General features: G+C 65.8%; 25 protein-coding genes and 1 tRNA gene. 7 read left to right on the top strand and 19 right to left on the bottom strand.

Annotation, left to right across the window (positions count from 1 at the left end; translation table 11 throughout):
* Positions 1-38: 38 nt before the first annotated feature.
* From NED98_RS10525 to NED98_RS10490, 8 genes are all read right to left on the bottom strand, one after another.
* Entirely contained in the window at positions 39-701 is a 663-nt protein-coding gene (locus tag NED98_RS10525; RefSeq protein ID WP_265312935.1) for an SOS response-associated peptidase, read from the bottom strand.
* A 60-nt stretch (positions 702-761) separates the two neighbouring features.
* The gene (locus tag NED98_RS10520) at positions 762-1,220 is read right to left on the bottom strand and encodes an SRPBCC domain-containing protein (RefSeq protein WP_265312934.1); all 459 of its coding nucleotides are present in this window, start codon (positions 1,218-1,220) and stop codon (positions 762-764) included.
* Between the two features lie 129 nt (positions 1,221-1,349).
* On the bottom strand, positions 1,350-1,658 hold the full coding sequence (locus NED98_RS10515) for a hypothetical protein (RefSeq protein WP_265312933.1): 309 nt from the start codon (positions 1,656-1,658) through the stop codon (positions 1,350-1,352).
* Between the two features lie 19 nt (positions 1,659-1,677).
* A complete protein-coding gene (locus NED98_RS10510; protein WP_265312932.1) occupies positions 1,678-2,334 on the bottom strand; it encodes an SOS response-associated peptidase family protein in 657 nt (218 codons plus the stop codon).
* Positions 2,335-2,516: 182 nt separating this feature from the next.
* On the bottom strand, positions 2,517-2,681 hold the full coding sequence (locus NED98_RS10505) for a hypothetical protein (RefSeq protein WP_265312931.1): 165 nt from the start codon (positions 2,679-2,681) through the stop codon (positions 2,517-2,519).
* Positions 2,682-2,818: 137 nt separating this feature from the next.
* The gene (locus tag NED98_RS10500) at positions 2,819-3,397 is read right to left on the bottom strand and encodes a hypothetical protein (protein WP_265312930.1); all 579 of its coding nucleotides are present in this window, start codon (positions 3,395-3,397) and stop codon (positions 2,819-2,821) included.
* 124 nt (positions 3,398-3,521) lie between these two features.
* Positions 3,522-3,740 carry a hypothetical protein gene (locus tag NED98_RS10495; protein WP_265312929.1) on the bottom strand — a complete coding sequence of 73 codons (219 nt, stop codon included), beginning with the start codon at positions 3,738-3,740 and terminating at the stop codon, positions 3,522-3,524.
* A 172-nt stretch (positions 3,741-3,912) separates the two neighbouring features.
* Complete coding sequence (locus tag NED98_RS10490) at positions 3,913-4,161, bottom strand: hypothetical protein (protein ID WP_265312928.1); 249 nt, start codon at positions 4,159-4,161, stop codon at positions 3,913-3,915.
* Positions 4,162-4,283: 122 nt separating this feature from the next.
* Between NED98_RS10490 and NED98_RS10485 the strand changes: the two genes are divergently transcribed.
* The 4 genes from NED98_RS10485 (at position 4,284) to NED98_RS10470 (ending at position 6,044) form a co-directional block, all read left to right on the top strand.
* Positions 4,284-4,541, top strand: coding sequence for a hypothetical protein (locus tag NED98_RS10485; RefSeq protein ID WP_265312927.1), 258 nt, complete (start codon positions 4,284-4,286; stop codon positions 4,539-4,541).
* Between the two features lie 46 nt (positions 4,542-4,587).
* Positions 4,588-4,860 carry a hypothetical protein gene (locus NED98_RS10480; RefSeq protein WP_265312926.1) on the top strand — a complete coding sequence of 91 codons (273 nt, stop codon included), beginning with the start codon at positions 4,588-4,590 and terminating at the stop codon, positions 4,858-4,860.
* Positions 4,861-4,891: 31 nt separating this feature from the next.
* Entirely contained in the window at positions 4,892-5,626 is a 735-nt protein-coding gene (locus NED98_RS10475; RefSeq protein WP_265312925.1) for a 2OG-Fe dioxygenase family protein, read from the top strand.
* A gap of 208 nt (positions 5,627-5,834) precedes the next feature.
* Positions 5,835-6,044, top strand: coding sequence for a helix-turn-helix domain-containing protein (locus NED98_RS10470; RefSeq protein ID WP_265312924.1), 210 nt, complete (start codon positions 5,835-5,837; stop codon positions 6,042-6,044).
* 124 nt (positions 6,045-6,168) lie between these two features.
* Here NED98_RS10470 and NED98_RS10465 read toward each other — a convergent pair.
* The 4 genes from NED98_RS10465 to NED98_RS10450 all read right to left on the bottom strand — a co-directional run bounded on the left by NED98_RS10465 (position 6,169) and on the right by NED98_RS10450 (position 10,212).
* Positions 6,169-6,244 (bottom strand) — tRNA-Glu (locus NED98_RS10465).
* Between the two features lie 45 nt (positions 6,245-6,289).
* Positions 6,290-7,663 (bottom strand): class II 3-deoxy-7-phosphoheptulonate synthase, encoded by a 1,374-nt coding sequence (locus NED98_RS10460; RefSeq protein ID WP_179511260.1) that lies wholly within the window; start codon positions 7,661-7,663, stop codon positions 6,290-6,292.
* Positions 7,664-7,948: 285 nt separating this feature from the next.
* Complete coding sequence (locus NED98_RS10455; RefSeq protein WP_265312923.1) at positions 7,949-8,728, bottom strand: SDR family oxidoreductase; 780 nt, start codon at positions 8,726-8,728, stop codon at positions 7,949-7,951.
* Positions 8,729-8,772: 44 nt separating this feature from the next.
* Positions 8,773-10,212 (bottom strand): 8'-apo-carotenoid 13,14-cleaving dioxygenase, encoded by a 1,440-nt coding sequence (locus NED98_RS10450; protein ID WP_349293252.1) that lies wholly within the window; start codon positions 10,210-10,212, stop codon positions 8,773-8,775.
* A 48-nt stretch (positions 10,213-10,260) separates the two neighbouring features.
* On the opposite strand from NED98_RS10450, the gene NED98_RS10445 reads away from it, so the two are divergent.
* Positions 10,261-10,869 (top strand): TetR/AcrR family transcriptional regulator, encoded by a 609-nt coding sequence (locus tag NED98_RS10445; protein WP_265312922.1) that lies wholly within the window; start codon positions 10,261-10,263, stop codon positions 10,867-10,869.
* Here the strand turns inward: NED98_RS10445 and rfbA are convergent.
* The 5 genes from rfbA to NED98_RS10420 are packed head-to-tail and all read right to left on the bottom strand — an operon-like array spanning position 10,866 to position 15,264.
* Positions 10,866-11,750 carry a glucose-1-phosphate thymidylyltransferase RfbA gene (rfbA, locus tag NED98_RS10440; protein ID WP_265269730.1) on the bottom strand — a complete coding sequence of 295 codons (885 nt, stop codon included), beginning with the start codon at positions 11,748-11,750 and terminating at the stop codon, positions 10,866-10,868. The two genes, NED98_RS10445 and rfbA, sit on opposite strands and share 4 nt — an antisense overlap.
* The gene (gene rfbD, locus NED98_RS10435) at positions 11,747-12,637 is read right to left on the bottom strand and encodes a dTDP-4-dehydrorhamnose reductase (protein WP_265312921.1); all 891 of its coding nucleotides are present in this window, start codon (positions 12,635-12,637) and stop codon (positions 11,747-11,749) included. The genes rfbA and rfbD overlap by 4 nt, the downstream gene beginning before the upstream one ends.
* Positions 12,637-13,692, bottom strand: coding sequence for a dTDP-glucose 4,6-dehydratase (rfbB, locus tag NED98_RS10430; protein ID WP_265269736.1), 1,056 nt, complete (start codon positions 13,690-13,692; stop codon positions 12,637-12,639). The genes rfbD and rfbB overlap by 1 nt, the downstream gene beginning before the upstream one ends.
* A gap of 8 nt (positions 13,693-13,700) precedes the next feature.
* Complete coding sequence (gene rfbC / locus NED98_RS10425; RefSeq protein WP_265312920.1) at positions 13,701-14,267, bottom strand: dTDP-4-dehydrorhamnose 3,5-epimerase; 567 nt, start codon at positions 14,265-14,267, stop codon at positions 13,701-13,703.
* 55 nt (positions 14,268-14,322) lie between these two features.
* Positions 14,323-15,264: a D-2-hydroxyacid dehydrogenase gene (locus tag NED98_RS10420; RefSeq protein WP_265312919.1), complete on the bottom strand. Its 942-nt coding sequence runs from the start codon at positions 15,262-15,264 to the stop codon at positions 14,323-14,325.
* Positions 15,265-15,311: 47 nt separating this feature from the next.
* Here NED98_RS10420 and NED98_RS10415 point away from each other — a divergent pair, with 47 nt between their 5' ends.
* The gene (locus NED98_RS10415; RefSeq protein ID WP_265312918.1) at positions 15,312-16,298 is read left to right on the top strand and encodes a M48 family metalloprotease; all 987 of its coding nucleotides are present in this window, start codon (positions 15,312-15,314) and stop codon (positions 16,296-16,298) included.
* A gap of 10 nt (positions 16,299-16,308) precedes the next feature.
* On the top strand, positions 16,309-16,710 hold the full coding sequence (locus NED98_RS10410) for a GFA family protein (protein ID WP_265269744.1): 402 nt from the start codon (positions 16,309-16,311) through the stop codon (positions 16,708-16,710).
* A 148-nt stretch (positions 16,711-16,858) separates the two neighbouring features.
* On the opposite strand, the gene NED98_RS10405 is transcribed toward NED98_RS10410, so the two are convergent.
* On the bottom strand, positions 16,859-17,917 hold the full coding sequence (locus tag NED98_RS10405) for a potassium channel family protein (protein WP_265312917.1): 1,059 nt from the start codon (positions 17,915-17,917) through the stop codon (positions 16,859-16,861).
* A gap of 72 nt (positions 17,918-17,989) precedes the next feature.
* Positions 17,990-19,420 carry a cysteine--tRNA ligase gene (cysS, locus tag NED98_RS10400; protein ID WP_265312916.1) on the bottom strand — a complete coding sequence of 477 codons (1,431 nt, stop codon included), beginning with the start codon at positions 19,418-19,420 and terminating at the stop codon, positions 17,990-17,992.
* Positions 19,421-19,572 lie beyond the last annotated feature (152 nt).

Genomic DNA, 19,572 nt, shown 5'->3' with positions numbered 1-19,572 from the left:
GGCTGGCGCTGAGCGTCGCTCAGTGGGCCGGCTCGCGGTCAGAAAAGGGTCGGCGACTCGGGGGGCGATGGCGCGGCGGTGGCGACTCGCGGTCGCGACCATGGATCGGCGGTGCGCGTGAGCTCGATCAGCTCGTCAGGGAAGCGCCGCGCCTGGAACGCGATGAGGTCGTCAAAGTCGCCGTGGAGCCAGAGGTCATAGTCGTCTGGCCTCAACAATACCGGCATCCGGTTATGGACTGGCGCGATCGTCCCGTTGGCCTCGGTCATTGCGCCCGAATAGACCGGACCCCACTCGCTGCTGTCTCTCCAGAGGCCGCCCCAGGCGAAGATGGGCTGGTCCCTGAGATTGAACCAGGTGCGTGTCATCGACCCCTTCGCGCCTTCGGCCTCGGCAAAGGCGGTAACCGGGATAAGACAACGCCATTGCGGCTTGCGGGCGAGGCCGATCCACATGTTCTTGCTGAGGTCGGCGATATTGTTGACCGCTTTGGGCTTGGCGGTCGGCTTCATCGTGCGAAGCCGCAGCGGAAATCCCCATGCCATCGATTGCATGACGCGCTGGCCATCCTGCTCGCGCACGACAACGCCGGGATAGCCAGGATAGACTTCGTCGCCCGCATTGGAAGCGACGGGGTTCTCCACCCCGAAATGCGCCGCGACTTCGGCTGCGCTTCTGCGAACAGCGTAGAGGTTACACACCGCCGAAGCTTACCAGCGGCAGGTCGCGCAGGAAAGGCAAGCGCCGTGCGGCTCTGGCGCCTATTCTAGGAAATCCGCGAGATTCTTGAGCGTCGATTCCATCCCCTGTCGGTGGTCGCCTTCGGAGATGCCCGACGGTACGTTTTCGGCGGTGATCGTGACCTTGGTGCCGTCGCTCACCGGCGCGAGCGTCGTTGTGACACGCATCGTCCCGGCATAGGCAGGATCGTCGCTCTGGAAGCGCACTTCCTCGACAACCCGTTCCTCGGCGATCAGCTCGGCGAATCGCCCCTCTACGATATCGCTGTTCGCGCCGGATTTGCCGGCGCCCGCTGCGGGATCGTCATAGCTCAGGACCAGCCTGAACCGGCCGCCCGGGCGCGGCTCGAGTCGCTCGACGCGCATATGCATGCCCTTTGGTGCGCGCCATCGCGGCATCGCCTCGGCGTCGATGAGCGCCCGGAAAATCGCGCGCGGCGTCGCAAGTATCGTCCGGGACGCTGAGTGGATGTTGGTCATGGCCGATGCCTTCGGTAGCAGGTGATCAACCCGCGACGAAAGAGCCAAGAGCCTCGGCATGTTTCACGACAGTCCGATCTGCGTTCGGCGCGCTCGCATGCACCAGCGCTTGTGTCGAACACCAGCGGACTAATTTGCCATGATCGGCGTCGCCGGCGCCCAACCCGACTGGCCGGTTACCATCTCGGTGGCCGCAAGCTCCCTGAGGAGGCGCTTGCGCGCATAATCGGCGATTTCCTTGCGCGCCGCCGGCGTTTTGGTCTGCCCGCAATTGGTGCACATCATCGCGAGGCCCTGCAGGATGCCATCGATCGCGCGGCCGACGTTCACCACGCCCGCGACGCCATCAAGGCTGGTCTGATCGATCACGGCCGCGACCACCGCCCAGGCGATGTCGGCTTCGTAGGTCTCTCCGAGCTTGTCGTTGAATTTGTACACCGCAGAACGCTCCTTTCGATCACAGCAAAGCCAGTTTGGGCTGGCGCGAGGGAAGGCCGTCGCTTCGCCACCGATCATCGCTCCGTTCGACGATCATGCGATCGGCGGCGATCGGCTGGCCGAATTGAAAGCCGATCACGTCCTGGATCGATCCGTGCAGCCAGCGGTCATAGTCTTGCGGCTCGAGCAGGACCGGCATGCGGTCGTTGGTCGGCGGAATGGCGGCATTCGCGTCCATCGTCATGCCGGCATAGACCGGCCCGAATTCGGGGGTGTTGCGGCAAAATCCCGCCCAGGCCAGGATCGGCCGATCCCTGACCGAGAACCAGGTGCGCGTCTTCGCGCCCGGGTCGCCATCGGGGTTGGCAAAATGCGTGAGGACGATGAGGCAGCGGTAGCGCGGATCGACCACCAGTGCGTCCCACATCGGGTTGGTGAGATCGGCCACCATGCCGACCCGGCTCGGATCCTCCCCGCGTCGCTGCGCTTCGCGGCTGAGCCGCGGAAAGCCCCAGGTCAGTGATCTCACGCGACGCTGCCCATCGCGTTCGAGGACGACAATACCCGGCAGACCCTCAGTGGTTTCGGAGGGAATGACGAGGTCGGCAGGGGCCTCGGCGCCGAAATGCGCCGCAATCTCCGCCGTGCTTGCCATGATGGTATGGAGTCGGGACATCGAAATCGCCTTTGCCGACTCGGGTCATATCATAAGAACGAAATGAGAACAAATGCGGCGCGGCGGTTCGCGTGCATGCGCGCCGGGCCGACGCAGGGAGCCGATCCCGACCTCGCAATCGAAAGGACGAGAATCGGGTTATCGCTTACGCAGGGAGGGCCCCCGCACGCGGGCGCGTCGTCTCATTCGTCGACAATATCGGCGCGTCGCTCGTGTTCGGCGGCCATCTGCAGATGCAACCTGCGGATCGAGAGCGATGAGGCGCGGGTAGCCATTCCCTGCGCCTGTTTCGCCCGGCGCTCATGGAATTCCCGGTCGCCCCCACGCTTCGTCGCCTGGCCGTCCATAACGCTACTCCTGAGTCGCGCGCTGACTCTACCACCACTGTCCCGTTTCGGGACTAACCTTGGTTAGCCGCGGCGGCGACTGGATCGCTCCTGCAAGTGCGGATCAAAGCGTTGCGAGAGGGCAGGAGTTTGCGAGGTCATTCGCGCCAGGCGCGGATGGCCCGGTCATATGCCGACCGCGCCCTGGCCACCTCGCGTTCGAGTTTTCTGCGCTCGGCATCGTGCTGCTTTTCGAGTCCGCGACGCTCACGGTCGATCTCGGCCTGCCGCCGCGCCAATGCCTCGCGTGCGCTGGCGTGCTGTGCCTCCGCCGCCTCGAGCCGCTGCTCGGCTGCGCGAAGCGCCGAGGCATCCGGTTTCAGCTTCGGGGGCTTTTCCGGCTTTGCCGGTTTGGCCGAAGTCACGTTGGCCTTCCGTTGTGCCCGCGGTCTGGGCGCTTCTTTTTGCGGTCGCCTTGCGGGTGAGGGTGGGCTCTTCGGCAGCGCTGCCAATTGTTCGGTGACGCTGCCGCGCAAGCGACGGACGATTTTTCCGGGATGTTCAAGCGGCTCGCGCATCAGGTCGGGATCCTCGACGCGCTCCGCCACGCCGCGCGCGAACAGATCGGCATCGCTGCCCCAGGCCTTCAGTGCCGCTTTCTGGCTCGGAGCGGCAACATAGGCGTCATGGAAGCCGATCGCGGTGCGATAGACCCTCAGCTTCTGCTGCTGCGGCATGGCTGGCTCCCTCTCGTCGAGCGTGACGCTCGGGAAGGTAAATCCCGACGGCGGTCGAGGTTTCGCGGGGCTTGGACCGTCGCGCCCAACAGCAGATGCGCGACGGTGCGATCACCGCCCGGGTTCAGGTCGGGGAGGATTGTCCGCCATGAGAGGTCATCCGGCGGACAGGCGCGGGCCGGGCCGTCCGCAGGATCACGCCGAGTGAGGCGAGCCTTGCGGCATAACGGTCGGCGAATTCGCGATGCACGCGGGTGACGCGCTGATCGGCGGCTGCAAGCGACATCTCGGCCGACTTGCGCAGTCGGGCCCTCAGATATTCCTGTTCGGTTAGCTGACGCATGGCCGAGCTCCCTTTGAGCGGCAGCTCTCCATCTGCGGTCGGTCGGCGCGGTGCCTGTTCTTTGTGGCGTCAATGCCGCGGTTATATGGGCGGCAACGTGCCGCAGCCAGTACGGGCGCGCGGAACGTTCCTCGCTTTGCCGTGCCGATCCCCCATTTGACGGCGTTCGAATTCATCGGGGTGGCTCGGCGGTGATGACGCGGTGGTTCCGGTTGATCCGCGCGAAGCCCGGCGGTTCGGGCGCGTCGGTCAATATTTCCAGGCGCTTCAATTTGTCCGCGAGCAGCCCCGCGGCAATGAGCCGGGCGCGCAATCTGCGCTCGGGGTCGTAATGCTGAAGGTCCTTCAGCATCGTCTTCGTCCAGTCGCGCATCCCGGCCTGCAGGATGTGAACCAGTTCATCTCGGTTGACCTGTCGCATCGCGAATCGCTCCATGATTGGAGCCGTCACAGATTGCGCGAATTCTCCAACATCGCCAGCGTTTTTGTTCTCACAATGTTCCTGTATGATGCGGTGGCGATCCCGAGTCGCGGAGACCCGAAATGACCGAACCCTTCACCCAATGGGGCGTGGCGCTGCCGGCGACGACGCCCAGGCCGGCACCGTCGCGGCCCGGCATGATCGTCCATATGATGAGAGACGTGACCAAACATGCTGGCGAGCCGGCATGGTATCGCTTCCTCGACGCAGCCTGCGATGACGAGAAGGAGGCGGCTGCGCTGGCTCAGATGCCGCTGGCGACGGTGCGCTATGTCGAGATGCCCGACGACTGGCCGCTGGACGTGATGCCGCCGTATTGATCCGATGGTCAAATGGGATGCCGATGGCGGTCGTATCGCGACGACGATGTTCGAGGCCGCCGCGTTTCGGCGCGGCGTGCGGATAAGGTGCGATTGTGGGCACATCGCGGTGCTCAACCCCTATCGCCTCTGGTGGCACTTCCATTCGAAGCATCTCGACGACGAGATCGAGGCGACGATGCGTTGCTTCCGCTGCACAAAATGCCGGCGCCGCGGCCATGTTTCGATCGACATGATCGATGGCGGTTGGACCGAGACCAAGCTGCCCCTGCCGCCGGAGAGCGAGTGGAAGCGCGCGGTCGCTCGCTTCCGATGTTAGGGTTTGTGCGTAGGTTCGAAGAGCACTTGCATTGGCAGATTCCGACATCACACTCGACGATATCGCTGCCGTACTCGACCGACGCGGCTATATTTATCTGCCTTCGCCGGCTTTGCAGGAGGTGGTCGGCTGGAACAGCGAGCAATGGTCGGGGTTTGCCGCGTCCTGGGACCGGCTTGGGGACGATCGGTTCATGGCCGATGGGGGCCGGTATCGGCGCCGGCGCCACGCGGCCTTCGAAGCCAGCGCCGAGCGCCTCCGTTGCAAAGTTCACCAGCCCCATTTCCAGAGCCGTGACTATAATCCGCTGAACGGAGACGTGCAGCGCTGGTTCGACCCGGTGGAGAACGGCATCGCTCAATGTGAGATCCTGCAATCTATCTTCCGGTCGCTGACGCCATTTTTTGCGAAGCTCGACAATCACGAACCGACAGGCTCGTGGCATAGCGAGATGCACCAGATCAGGATCGAGACCTCGCCGCGCGAGCTCGGTCGTCCCACGCCGGAAGGCCTCCATCGTGATGGCGTCGACTGGGTTCTTGTGATGCTGATCGCACGCAAGAATGTCGAGGATGGAGTGACCGAGATTGGCGACCCGGATGGACAGCGTCTTGGCCGCTTCACGTTGACCCGCCCCGGCGACGCGGTGATCCTCGATGACCGCCGGATCAGACACGGCGTCACGCCTATTCGCGCGATGTCAGATACTGAGCCCGCTTACCGCGACGCGCTGGTCCTGACCTGGAAAGCAAGCCTCGCGGCCTAGGCGGATGATCGTCGAACGCCAACTGGGCTATCATGGCATCGCGGCACTCTGCCTCCCACGCCCCGGCAAGTTTTCCTACGCCACGGCTTGCACCTCCACGGGGAGGCCTTGCTCGCGGTGAATCGCCCGCATCATAACTCGCCGGCAGTCATGGAGGATGTTGGCGATGCGTAGAAAACCAGTGCGCCTATCACGGTCAGCGCCGTCGATGATTACGATCGATCCGGAACCCATCTCGGTTCGGATTCCCGCGGCAATGAAGATGACAGGCATCAGCCGCTCGCGCCTATTCGAGCTATTGCGAGCTGGTGAAATCGATTCGGTCAAGCTCGGTACGTCGCGCCTTATCCTGGTGGAGAGCTTGCGCCTGTTTCTGGAGAAGCTTCAGTCAGAACAGCAGACGGCGCGGAGCGCTTGAGGGGCCCCTGACAGGTGAGCGCCGTCCCGATGCGTCCTGGTCAGTCCAGCGTGGTATATTACCGCAAATTACCGCAAAAGGCTTTAGGCCGAACCCGATTTTCCAGCTAAGTCATTGAAATTGCTGGTGACCCCTACGGGACTCGAACCCGTGTTTTCGCCGTGAGAGGGCGACGTCCTAGACCGCTAGACGAAGGGGCCATCTTGCAGGTGGAGGCGGGCGCTTAGGGCCCGCCGCCGTCTACGTCAAGCGGCAGCTTTGCGTCGCTCCGCCATTTCTTCGTTGAGCATCTCCGCGAGCAGGAATGCCAGCTCGAGGCTCTGGCTCGCGTTGAGCCGCGGATCGCAATGCGTGTGATAGCGATCGGCCAACGTTTGCTCGGTCACGTCGATCGCGCCGCCGGTGCATTCGGTGACATTCTGCCCGGTCATCTCGGCGTGGATGCCGCCGGCGTGGGTTCCCTCGGCGCGGTGCACCGCGAAGAAGCCGCGCACTTCGGCGAGAATGCGCTCGAACGGGCGCGTCTTATAGCCGTTGGCCGCCTTCACGACATTGCCGTGCATCGGATCGCAGCTCCACACTACCGGATGCCCCTCGCGCGTCACCGCGCGGAGCAGACGCGGGAAGGCGGCCTCGATCTTGTCGTGGCCGTAGCGCGTGATCAGCGTGATCCGCCCCGCGGCGCGCGCCGGATTGAGCGTGTCGAGCAGCCGCAGCAACTCGTCCGGGTCGAGGCTCGGGCCGCATTTCACCCCGATCGGATTGCCCACGCCGCGCAGGAACTCGACATGCGCCGATCCCTCGAACCGCGTGCGATCACCGATCCACAGCATATGCGCGCTGGTGTCATACCAGTCGCCGGTCAGCGAATCCTGCCGGGTCAGCGCCTGCTCATAGGGGAGCAGCAGCGCCTCGTGGCTGGTGTAGAATTGCGTCTGCGACAATTGCGGCACGGTTTCGGGATCGATCCCGCACGCCGCCATGAAATCGAGCGCCTCGCCGATGCGATCCGCGGTCTCGGCATATTTCGCCGCCCAGGGCGAACGGCCCATGAAATCATGCGTCCAGCGATGCACCTGATGCAGATTGGCATAGCCGCCGCCCGAGAAGGCGCGCAGCAGGTTGAGCGTCGCCGCCGACTGGTTGTAGCCCTGCACCATCCGCGCCGGATCGGGGATGCGCGATGCGGGGGTGAAGGCGATGTCGTTGACATTGTCGCCGCGATAACTGGGCAATTCGACGCCATCGATCGTCTCGGTCGGTGCCGAGCGCGGCTTGGCGAACTGGCCCGCCATCCGACCGACCTTCACCACCGGCAGCTTGGAGGCAAAGGTGAGCACCACCGCCATCTGCAGCAGCACGCGGAAGGTGTCGCGGATGTTGTTGGGATGGAATTCGGCAAAGCTCTCCGCGCAATCGCCGCCCTGGAGCAGAAAACCCTTGCCCTCCGACACGCGCGCGAGATCGGCGGTGAGGTTGCGCGCCTCGCCCGCAAACACCAGCGGCGGATAGCTGCCGAGCTGATCGGTCGTCGCCTTCAGCGCGGCGGCGTCGGGATAATCAGGGAGCTGGCGCGCCTCATGCGTGGTCCAGCTTTCGGGGGCCCAATTGGCGGCCATGACATCAATTCCATCGATACAAAGAGCAATGAAGCTGCGCGCGATAGCGCCGCAACGCAACGAAGGGAAGCTTTGGCTGTGTGAAGAAGGATGCGGGCGGGCCGTGGAGGGTGGTTCGGACGCGCTTCTGATCGCAACTTCAAGGGAATAGAGTGAATGTCGGGCTTAAAGCCCCTCCCGTTCGCGCTGAGCTTGTCGAGGGGCTGCACTTCCCCGGAAGAAAGGACAGGGCTTCGACAAGCTCAGCCCGAACGGGGAGAGGTGGTCCCGTTCTGGTCCAGTGCGCTACATGATCCCGGTGTAGCTGCCGCCGTCGATCAACAGGCTTTGCCCGGTGATATAGCCCGCCTGCGCCGAGCAAAGGAACGCGCAGGCCGCGCCGAATTCGGCGGGATCGCCGAAGCGACGCGCCGGGATGCGCTCGCGGTTGCGGCGTTCGGCTTCGTCGGGGGTGATGCCGGCGGCGTCGGCGGCGAAGCGGTTCACCCCTTCCAGTCGGCGGGTCGCGAACAGCCCGGGGAGGAGGAAGTTGATCGTCACCCCCGAGGCGGCGACCTGCCGCGCCACCCCGGCGAGGAAGCCGGTGAGCCCGACCCGCGCGCCGCTCGACAGATCGAGCCCCGCGGTCGGCGATTTCACCGAGGATGAGGTGATGCACACGATCCGCCCGAAGCCGCGCGCGGTCATGCCGTCGATCACGCGCTGCACCATCTCGATCGGGGTGACCATATTGGCGTTGAGCCCGGCGTGGATCGCGGCGGCGTCGAGCTGGCGGAAATCGCGCAGCGGCGGGCCGCCGTTATTGTTGATCAGGATGTCGCAGGTCGGGGCGGCGGCGACCAGCGCCTCTTGCACCGCGCTGTCGGCGACATCGCCGGCGACCGTCTTGACCGACACGCCGGCTTCGGCGCGGATCGCCGCGGCGGTTTCCTCCAGCGCGGCAGGGTCACGCCCGTTGAGCACCACCGCCACCCCGGCGCGGGCAAGCTCGGTTGCGCAGGCGCGGCCGAGGCCGTGGCTGGAGGCGCAGACGATCGCGGTGCGGCCGTTCAATCCGAGGTCCATGCGCTGATCTCCTTATCCGTGAGAGACCAGCGCAATGGACCGGATCAAGCCGGTTGTGAAGGCAACCAATTGCCGTGGAACCCCGGCGGGATGCGGTGCGGCACGCGGACGCTCGCGACCGGCGTGCCGGCGAAGTCGCGCACGTCGATGATCACCAGATCGGTCGTCTCATGCGGCAGATCGATTACCAGCCCGATCAGCCAGCCCTCGTCCTCTGCCGCATCGGGATGCGCGGGGACAAAGACGAACTCGCCGGGATAACGGCCGGTGCCGAAATCGTGCGTCTCCTTCGCGCCGGTTTCGAGATCATGTTTGTAGAGCCGTGTCGCGCCGATGAAAGCATCGTCGTCACTCTCGGGCAGCGCCATCGCATAGGCATAGCGATAGGGTTGGCCGAAGCGGCGCTCGTCGGGGCGGGGGAATTCCTGCGGCGCGGCGTCGATCGTCTGCCGCGTCACTTTCTTCGCCAGCGGGTCGACCGTCCAGCGTTCGAGCCCGAGGTTGCGGCCGTTCGGCCCCTCCGGCCCGCCGGCGAACATGGTTTCATAGGCGCAGACGTCCATCACCACGCGGCCGTCGGCATCGTCATAGGCATTGGCGACGTGGAAGACATAAGCGGGGTCGACGTCGCACCAGATCACGTCTTCTGCCGCGCCGTCGCGCGGCAGCAGCCCGACGCGGGCGTGATGCTCCGGGTTCCAGCGATAGGGGAAGCGGTGTCCGCCGATCAGCGCCTTCATCGAGAAGGTGACCGGCAGGTCGAGGATCACCACATAGCGCGCGGTGATCGCGCAATCGTGGATCGACGGGCCGTGCTTCACCGCGATCGGCAGCTCGCGCGTCACTTTGCCCTCGGCCGAGACGACGACGTGGCGGATCGTTTCCGGGTCGGTCGCGTCATAGGTGATCGCATGATTCTCGCCGGTCAGCGGATCGAGATGCGGATGCGCGGTGAAAGAGCCCTGCAGCGTGCCGTCGAACGGGTTGAAGGTCTGCTCGTCGAGCGTCTCGTTGAGCTCGACCGGATAGCTGCCCGCCTCGACCAGCGCCCAGGTGCGCCCCGCGATCTCGACGACATTGGTGTTGACCGTATCGAAGTCGCCGCGGCGCGGACCGGGGGCAGGGGGCTCGCCGAGCGCCGCGCCTACCGCGCGCGACCGGATCCAGCGATTGCGATACCACAAGGCGCGGCCGTCCTTGATCGCGATGCCGTGGACCATCCCGTCGCCGACGAACCAATGATAGCCTGCGGGATCGGGTGCCACCGGATTGGGGCCGATGCGCAGATAGCGCCCGTCGAGCGCGGCCGGGATCGCGCCGGTGACGGGCAGGTCGACCAGCGTCATCTCGCCGCCGAGCGGTTTGTGAATGCCGTTGAGAAAGGGATGATCGGTTTCGGGCATGCGCTTGCGGTTGAAATCGGCGACCGCGCCGATGCCCTTGGTGACGACCGAGCGGATCGCGGTTTCGATAGTTCCGGCCACGGCGATTCTCCTCATGTGAGTGGCGTAAACATAACATTGATGTGAGCGTTGTCAACATCGCTCTTGCCGGGGGCGGTGGATGCGCGCTATCGACCGGTGATGACGGCTGCGGCGAAACCCTATCACCACGGCGATCTGCGCGCGGCGCTGGTCGCGGAAGGATTGCTGCTGATCGAGGAGCAGGATGCCGACGATCTGTCGCTGCGCGAACTGGCGCGGCGGGTCGGGGTCAGCGCGACCGCGGTCTATCGCCATTTCCCCGATAAAGCGGCGCTGATGGCGGCACTGGCGGGCGAGGCGCTGACGCGGCTCGCGGCGGCGCAGCGCGCGGCGTCGGAGCGCGCCGGCGGCGGCTCGGCGGGGTTCAGCGCGACGGGGGCGGCCTATGTCCGCTTCGCGCGCGACAATCCGGGGCTGTTCCGGCTGGTCTTCGCGCATCCGGTGACCCCGGGGCACGCCGAAAAGTCGAACGACGAGGCGATGACGATGCTCAAGGCTGGCGCCGCGGCGCTGGCGCCGCCGGGGACAGACGCGCGCGTCTTCGCGTTGCGCTCATGGGCGCTCGCGCACGGGCTGGCGATGCTGATGCTCGACGGTCAGGTCCAGGTAGACGATGCGACGATCGATCGGGTGATCGACGTAACGATGAGCGGCTAGGCCGACCGCCCCTGATCCTCGCGCACGGCGTTGACGATCGCGCGGCCGTAGGCGGTCTTGCTCAGTGCCTCGCCACGCGCCAATGCCTGCTCGGCAGTAATGAAGCCCTGCTGATAGGCGATTTCCTCCAGGCAGGCGATCTGGATACCCTGGCGATGCTGGATCGTGCGGACGAATTCGCTGGCTTCGAGCAGGCTGTCGTGCGTTCCGGTGTCGAGCCAGGCATAGCCGCGCCCCATCTGTTCGACGTAAAGGTCGCCTGATTCCATATAGAGCCGGTTGAGATCGGTGATCTCCAGCTCGCCGCGCGCCGAGGGTTTGAGGTCGCGCGCCAGATCGAGCACGCGATTGTCGTAGAAATAAAGCCCGGTCACCGCGCAGTTCGACCGCGGCTGCGCCGGCTTTTCCTCAAGGCTGATCGCGCGGCCGTCGCGATCGAGTTCGACCACGCCGTAGCGCTCGGGATCCTCGACGCGATAGCTGAACACCGTCGCGCCCTCGGTGCGCGCCACCGCGCTCGCCAGGAGGTTGGTGAGCCGCGCACCGAAGAAGATATTGTCGCCCAGCACCAAAGCGACATTGTCGCCGCCGACGAAATCGCGCCCGATCGTGAACGCCTGCGCCAGCCCCTCGGGGCGCGGCTGCTCGGCATAGGAAATGGCAAGCCCCCAGTCGCTGCCGGTGCCGAACATGCGGCGGTAATTGTCGATGAATTCGGGGCTGGAGATGATCAGGATATCGCGGATGCCGGCCATCATCAGCACCGACAGCGGATAATAGATCATCGGCTTGTCATAGACTGGCAGCAGCTGCTTGTTGATCGCCAGCGTCGCCGGATGGAGCCGCGTGCCGGACCCGCCGGCGAGGATGATGCCCTTCATTTCTTGGCGGCTCCGATCAGTTCGTCGAGGATGTCGTCGAGCGCGTCCTGCCACGCGCGCGGGGTGATGCCGTAAGCGGCTTGGATCGCGGTGTGATCGAGCCGCGAATTGGCCGGGCGACGCGCCGGCGTGGGATAGTCGGCGGTGGCGATCGCCTCGACATGGGGGGAGGGGCCGCCGCGTTGCGCCGCGCGGGCGAATATCTCCCGCGCGAAGCCGCACCACGTCGTCTCGCCGGCGTTGCTGAAGTGGAAGGTGCCGGCGGGGGCTTGCGCGTCGTCGGCCATGCGCAGCGCGATCGTCGCCACCGCGGCGGCGAGATCGGCGGCGGCGGTCGGCGCGCCATGCTGGTCGTCGACGACGCGCAACGTGTCGCGCTCGGCGCCGACGCGCAGCATCGTCTTGATGAAATTGTTGCCGTGCGCCGAGACGACCCACGAGGTACGAACGATCGCATAACGCCGGCAGCTGGTGGCGACCGCGAGATCCCCGCCGAGCTTCGACGCGCCATAGACGCCGAGCGGCCCGGTCGCGTCGCCGGGCGCCCAGCGACCCTGTTTGGCGCCGTCGAATACATAATCGGTCGAAACATGGACCAGCGGGATATCCGCCGCGCGGCATGCCTTGGCGAAGGCGGCCGGGGCGAGCGCGTTGACCGCCCAAGCGGTGACGCTGTCCTCCTCGGCCTTGTCGACCGCGGTATAGGCGCCGCCCGAGATCACCGCCGCCCAGGGGCGCGAAGCGACCGTCGCCTCGATCGCGGTGGTATCGCGCAGATCAAGCTCGTCGATATCGACCGCGACGATCGCCCAGCCCGCGGGCCACGGATAGCGTTTCAGCTCGGTGCCGAGCTGCCCGTTGCCGCCGGTGACGAGGATCTCACGCATCAGGCGGCCAGCCCGCGCCGCTTGTCCGCCTGCCGCTCGTCGACGATCGCGCGCCACCACGGTTCGTTGGCGAGATACCAGCGCACCGTCTTCTCGATCCCGCTCTCGAACGTCTCGGCCGGCTCCCAGCCGAGCTCGTCGCGGATGCGCGTGGCGTCGATCGCGTAGCGCGCGTCATGCCCTGGCCGGTCGGCGACGAAGCCGATCTGCTCCTTGTACGATTTGCCGTCGGCGCGCGGGCGCTCGCGATCGAGGATCGCGCAGACCGTCTCGACCACTTCGAGGTTCTTCTTCTCGTTGTTGCCGCCGACATTATAGGTCCGCCCCGGCGCGCCGCGCTCGAACACCGCCTGCAGCGCGCGGACGTGATCCTCGACGTAGAGCCAGTCGCGCACATTGGCGCCCTTGCCGTAGACCGGCAGCGTCTCTCCCGCGAGCGCCTTGACGATCATCAGCGGGATCAATTTCTCGGGGAAGTGATATGGCCCGTAATTGTTCGAGCAATTGGTGATCAGCACCGGTAGGCCGAAGGTATGCCCCCAGGCGCTGACGAGATGGTCGCTCCCCGCCTTGGACGCCGAATAAGGCGAACGCGGATCGTATGGGGTGTCCTCGGTGAACAGCCCCTCGTCGCCGAGCGAGCCATAGACTTCGTCGGTCGAAATATGGTGGAAGCGGAAGGCGTCCTTCGCCGCGCCCTCCAGCGACTGCCAATAGCCGCGCGCCTCGGCGAGCATCGTATAGGTGCCGACGAGGTTGGTCTGGATGAAGGCGTCGGGCGCGTCGATCGAACGGTCGACATGGCTCTCGGCCGCCAGATGCGTGATCACCTCGGGGCGGAATTCCTCGATCGCCTGCCGCACCGCGGCGGCGTCGCATACATCGCCCTGGACGAAGCGATAGCGATTGCTCTGCGCCACTTCCTCGACGGTCGAGAGCGTGCCGGCATAAGTGAGCTTGTCGAAGTTGAGCACCTCGTGGCTGGTGTTGGCGATCAGGTGGCGAACCAGCGCCGAGCCGATGAACCCGGCGCCGCCGGTGACGAAAATGCGCATATCAGGCCTCAAGCAAGCGGCGCCAAGGGGCGACCGTCATAGGGAAAGGGGCTGTCGAATTCGGCCAAGGTCGGAAGCTTGGCATCCTTCGCCGACAATTCGGGCGAAGCACCCGCGGGGAGCGGCCAGTCGATCCCGACGCTGTCCCAGCGGATGCCGCCGTCGCAATCGGGGGCGTAATAATCGGAGACCTTATAGGTCACCTCGCAATTGTCCTCGAGCGTCAGGAAGGCGTGCGCGAAGCCGATCGGCACGAACAATTGCCGCCCGTTCTCCGCCGACAATTCCGCCGCGACCCAATTGCCATAGGTCGGCGACCCGCGCCGCACGTCGACCGCGACGTCGAGGATGCGGCCGCGGATGCAGCGCACCAATTTGTCCTGCCCGTGCGGCGGGGTCTGGAAATGCAGCCCGCGCAAGATGAGCGCGGGGACCGACAGCGAATGATTGTCCTGCACGAAGCGGCAGGTGATGCCGCGCTCGGCGAAACGGCGCTCGGTATAATATTCGGTGAACCAGCCGCGCGCATCGCCGTGACGCACCGGATCGATCAGTTGGACGGGATTATCGCTCATCGGCAATCGCCATAGCGGGGCATAGCTTTACGGACAATCAAGGTAACCCTCATCATCAATAGCCGGCGTCCAGATTTGCGACATTTTCCATTGGCTTGCTTTCCAGGAACGCCGTCAGATTGCGCAGGAACAAGGCGGCTGCGCGGCGAAACATCATGCCCCGGCCGCTGCGCCCCGAAAGATGCATCGTGATCATGCAATTGGGCGCCGACCACAATGGATGATCGGCAGGCAGAGGCTCCGGATTGGTCGGATCGAGGAACGCGCCGCCGATCTTCCCGCCGTGGAGCGCGGCGAGCAGGGCATCGTCGTCGATCATGTCGCCGCGCGCGATATTGATGATCCACGCGCTCGGCTTCATCGCGGCGAGCTCGGTCGCGCCGATCATCGCCTTGGTATCGGCGGTGGACGGGGCGGCGAGCACCACCCAGTCGAAATCGCCCAGCCGCGCGCGCCATTGATCGGGCGTCAGCGTGCCGCCGCGCCCCGATCGGGTCACCCCGGTGACCTCGACGCCGAGCCCGCTGAGCCGCTCGCCGATCACGCGGCCGATCGCGCCCATCCCGATCACCAGCGCACGCGACCCGGTGACCTCGATCATCCCCGGCGCTTCGAGCAGCCATTCGTGGCGATCGGCGGCGCGGACGATATTGTCGAAGCGCTTGGCGGCGGTCAGCACCCCCATCACCGCATATTCGGCGACCGGGATCGCGTTGATGCCGGCACCGTTCGTCACCGTAACCTGCTGCGCGCGCAGGAAATCCAGCGGAAAGGCATCGAGCCCGGCGTAGATCGTCGAGACCCATTTGAGCTGCGGCCCGGCGGCGCGAATCGTTTCGGCGACCTTGGCGCTGTTCTCCATATCAACCCACGCGATGTCGGCCTCGGCGATCATCTCCTTCGCCTCTTGCGCGTGTTGCCACCAGTCGACGGAGAGGCCGGCGGGGAGGTGGGGCTCGACGAGCGGACGGGCGAGCGCTGGCAGAACGGCTTTCATCGCCACGACGATAGCGTCGCGATCGTGCCGCGCCTATCGTTACGATCGTGAGGAAAGTTCATATCGTCGCAGCGACGCTGCTGCTTGCCCCAATCACCCCTGCGATCGCCGCGGCTCCCACCGGGCTATCGGTCGAAAGTCTTGAGGTTCTGCGCAGTTACGATCAGCGCCTGGCAACGATCGGCTGGCGGCTGGCGACCGCCAATGCCGCGTTATGCGACGCGCGCGCGCCGGCGACCGGGGCGGTGCTCCACGCGATCACGCAATATGAGGTGGTGACCGAGGCCGCGGCTCGGCGCGCCTTCGACTTCGCGACATCGGTAGCGATCGAGGCGGTGGTCGCCGAATCGCCCGCCGCGCGCGCGGGGCTCCGCGCCAATGACGCGGTGGCGGCGATCGATGGCCACCCGCTCACAGCGACCGCCAAGCCGCCGTCGGTGGTCGATCGCGATGCCGCGCTGGCGGCGATCGCGCGCGGCGGGGAGACGGTGCGCTTCACGATCGTCCGCGACCGCGAGCGGCGCGACGTGTCGGTCGCGGCGACGCCGGGCTGCGCCGCGACCTTCGAGGTGGTGCTCGGCCCGGAGATGACCGCGCAATCGAACGGCCGCGTGGTGCAGATCGGGGTCCGCTTCCTCGAGCGCTACCGCGACGAGGAGGTGGCGGTGGTCGCGGCGCACGAGCTGGCGCATATCGTGCTCAGGCATCGCGCGCGGCTCGAGGCGGCGGGGGTGAAGGGGGGGCTGTTCGGCGAGCTTGGCCGCAATGCGCGCCTTTCACAGCGTGCGGAGGAGGAAGCGGACCGGCTGGGCGTTCATCTGCTCTACAATGCGGGTTATGATCCGGCGGTGGCGGCGCGTTTCTGGCGGGCGCACGGCGGGGAGATCGACGGCGGCTTTTTCCGCAGCCGTACCCATCCGGCGACAAAGTTGCGCGTCGCGGCGATCGAGGCGGAGGCGGCGACTCTGGCTGCCGCGCCGCCGCGCCCGTCGATCCCGGCGCTCGTCGCCCAGCGCGATCAGCCGATGAAATAGGGGAGAGCTCATGACGAAACGAACAGCGGCGTGCAGTTGCGGACAGCTCCATCTGGCGTGCAACGGGGAGCCGGTGCGCATCTCGATCTGCCATTGCCTCGAATGCCAGAAGCGGACCGGCAGCATCTTCGGCGCGCAGGCGCGCTATCCGCGCGAACAGGTGACGATCGAGGGAGATTCGTCGCAATGGACGCGGCGCGGCGATAGCGGCGAATCGGCGACGTTTCATTTCTGCCCGACCTGCGGCGCGACGGTCTATTGGGAGCCCAACGCCATGCCGGGGTTCGTCTCGGTTGCGGTGGGCGCGTTCGCCGACCCCGATTTTCCGCCGCCCTATGTCTCGGTCTATGAGGAACGGGTCCACCCTTGGGCGCTTGCGCTGGGCGAGCTGCCGCTGGAGCGTCATTTCTAGAGCATCGAGCGCAAAATATGATCCGTTCGCCCGGAGCCTGTCGAAGGGCGTCCAACCTATCGGGCGACACGACGCCCTTCGACAAGCTCAGGGCGAACGGGGAGAGGTGATCCTGACGCTCAAGGGAAGCGAGGCATTTGCCGCCCGATTACGATTTCGCGACCCGCGGATCGCGAACGACGACCTCGACGATGATATCGTCGCGCTGCAGGAGCCTGGCCTCTTTTTCCCAGAAACCATAGGCCTTGCCCTGGCGATACAGGCTCAGCCCGCGTCCGCTGGTCGCGAGTTCGTCGATGCTGCGACCGATTTCATCGTCGACGATCGCCCGCTCGCGAAGCTGGACGCGCCCGTCGATCCCGGCGAGATCGGCGATATAATCGGCGACATGCTCGCCCTGCGCCGATCCGGCGAGCAGCAGGCCGGTGAAGCTGACCGGATTGATGACATTGGTCGCACCGGCCTGCCGCGCGAGCAGCTCATTGTCCTGCGAGCGGATGACCACGCTGATCGGGACCTGCGGCGCCAGATGGCGCACCGTCAGCACGATCAGGATCGTCGTGTCGTCGCGCCCCGCCGATACCAGCACCGACCGTGCCCGTTCCACGCGGATGTCGAGCAACGTGTCGTCGTTCGACGCATCGCCCTCCAGCACGTTACAGCCCATCTGTTCGGCGGCGTCGACGCGGTGGCGCGCGCCGTCGACGACGACGATCTGCGCCGGATCGGTGCCGCGCGCGATCAGCTCGCGCACCGCTTCGCTGCCGCTGACGCCGAAGCCCAGGACGACGATATGGTCGGTAAGCTTTGCCTGAATGCGGGCCATGCGCCATTTTTCCCATGTCTGCTTGAGCACGAAGCGATAGGCGGTGCCGATGAAGATGAAGAGGACCGCGATGCGGATCGGGGTCACGATCACCGCCTCGATCAGGCGCGCACGATCGGACACCGGCGTGATGTCGCCGAAGCCCGTCGTCGTCACCGAAATCATCGTAAAATAGACAACGTCGAGGAAGCTGATCTGGCCGTCGTGGCTGTCATGCAGCCCGGCCCGGTCGGACCAGTGGACGAGCACGACGATCCCGACCAGCAGGAACGCCACGCCAAGCCGCAGGAGGACATCGAGCCAGATCGGCCATCGGTTGGCCCGGCGCAACGGCGCGCCGCGGCGGAGGCGCTGGTGCCTTGAGGTCCGGCGACTGCTCATCGCGACGATCGCTATCCGATCTTCACCCCGCCGAAAATGCGACGTGACAGATTTTGACGGGATGACCGTGCTTTAAACCGTCACCCGCCAGTCCCATGCCAGCGCATCGCCGTCCATCACCTCGACCCCGGCGGCGATCAGCTCGTCGCGGATCGCGTCGGAACGGGCGAAGTCCTTCGCCGCGCGCGCCTCGCGGCGTTCGGCGAGGCGCGCCGCGATGCCGGCCTCGTCGAGCGTCGCGCTGGCCGGTCGTACGCGCAAATCCTCGCGGCGGAGGCGCGACAGATCGAGCCCGAGCAGGGCGTCGAAATCGGCCAGCGCGAGCAGCCGCTCCTGCGGCGCGATCTTGCGCTCGGCGAGCATCGCATCGAGCACCGGCAGCGCCTTCGGGGTGTTGAGATCGTCCGACAGCGCGGCGTCGAGCTGTTCGCGATACATCGCCGCCGATTGCGCCGACGGGGCGGGCGGGCGGGCGCGCAGCCCCTCGACCGCCTGGACCAGCCGCTTCAACCGCACCTGCGCCGCGGCGAGATTCTCCCACGAGAATTCGAGCTCGCTGCGATAATGCGCCTGCAGGCACAGCATCCGATAGGCGAGCGGGTGGAAGCCGCGATCGACCAGCGCCGCCAGCGTAAGGAACTCGCCCGAGGATTTGCTCATCTTCCCCGCGCGTTCGACGAGGAAGTTATTGTGCATCCACAAAGTTGCGCCGGTATCGGCGCAGCCGCAATGCGCCTGGTTCTGCGCGATCTCGTTGGGGTGGTGGATCTCGCGGTGGTCGATCCCGCCGGTGTGGATGTCGAATTTCTCGCCGAGATATTTCTTGCTCATCACCGAGCATTCGAGATGCCAGCCCGGCGCGCCGCGGCCCCAGGGCGAATCCCATTCCATCTGGCGGTTCTCGCCCGGCGGGGAGGTGCGCCAGATCGCGAAGTCCTGCGCGTGGCGCTTACCGGCGACGGGGTCGATCCGGCTTTCGCCCTCATCGTCGCGCGCGCGGGCGAGCCGGCCGTAATCGGGGACGGTCGAGACGTCGAAATAGAGCCCGCTGTCGAGCTGATAGCAATGCTTGGCCTCGATCGACCGCGCGAAATTGATCATCTCGGCGATATGATCGGTGGCGAGCGGGAAGCGGCTGGGATCGCCGATGTTGAGCTCTTTGAGGTTCTGCTTGAACGCCTGCGTATAATGCGCGGCGATCGCCCAGATATCCTGGCCCGATTTCTTCGCCGCCGCTTCCATCTTGTCGTCGCCGGCGTCGGCGTCCGAGGTCAGATGGCCGACATCGGTGATGTTGATGATATGGGTGAGGTCATAGCCCTTCCACCGCAAGGCGCGTGCCAGCGTGTCGGTGAACACATAAGCGCGCAGATTGCCGACATGGGCGTAATTATAGACCGTCGGCCCGCACGAATAGACGCCGACCTTGGGGGCCGCGAGCGGCGCGAAGGTTTCCAGCTCGCGGGTGAGGCTGTTGTAAAGGACGAGAGGGGCGCCGTGCATATCTGCGCTCCTACGGGTCAAACCGGGCCGGGGCAACGCCGGGATCACCCCGGAAACGAAAGCCCCCGCCAGCCGGGAGTCTGGCGGGGGCGGGCGCGGCGACGAATCGCTGCGCCATCTCGTGCGGCGGATCGCCGGCCTGCTCGCAAGGC

The sequence above is a fragment of the Sphingomonas lycopersici genome (genome assembly GCF_026130605.1).
In the GTDB taxonomy this organism is placed as follows: domain Bacteria; phylum Pseudomonadota; class Alphaproteobacteria; order Sphingomonadales; family Sphingomonadaceae; genus Sphingomonas; species Sphingomonas lycopersici.
Note: the sequence above shows the minus strand (reverse complement) of the source record. Positions and strands in the feature narration are given on the sequence as shown.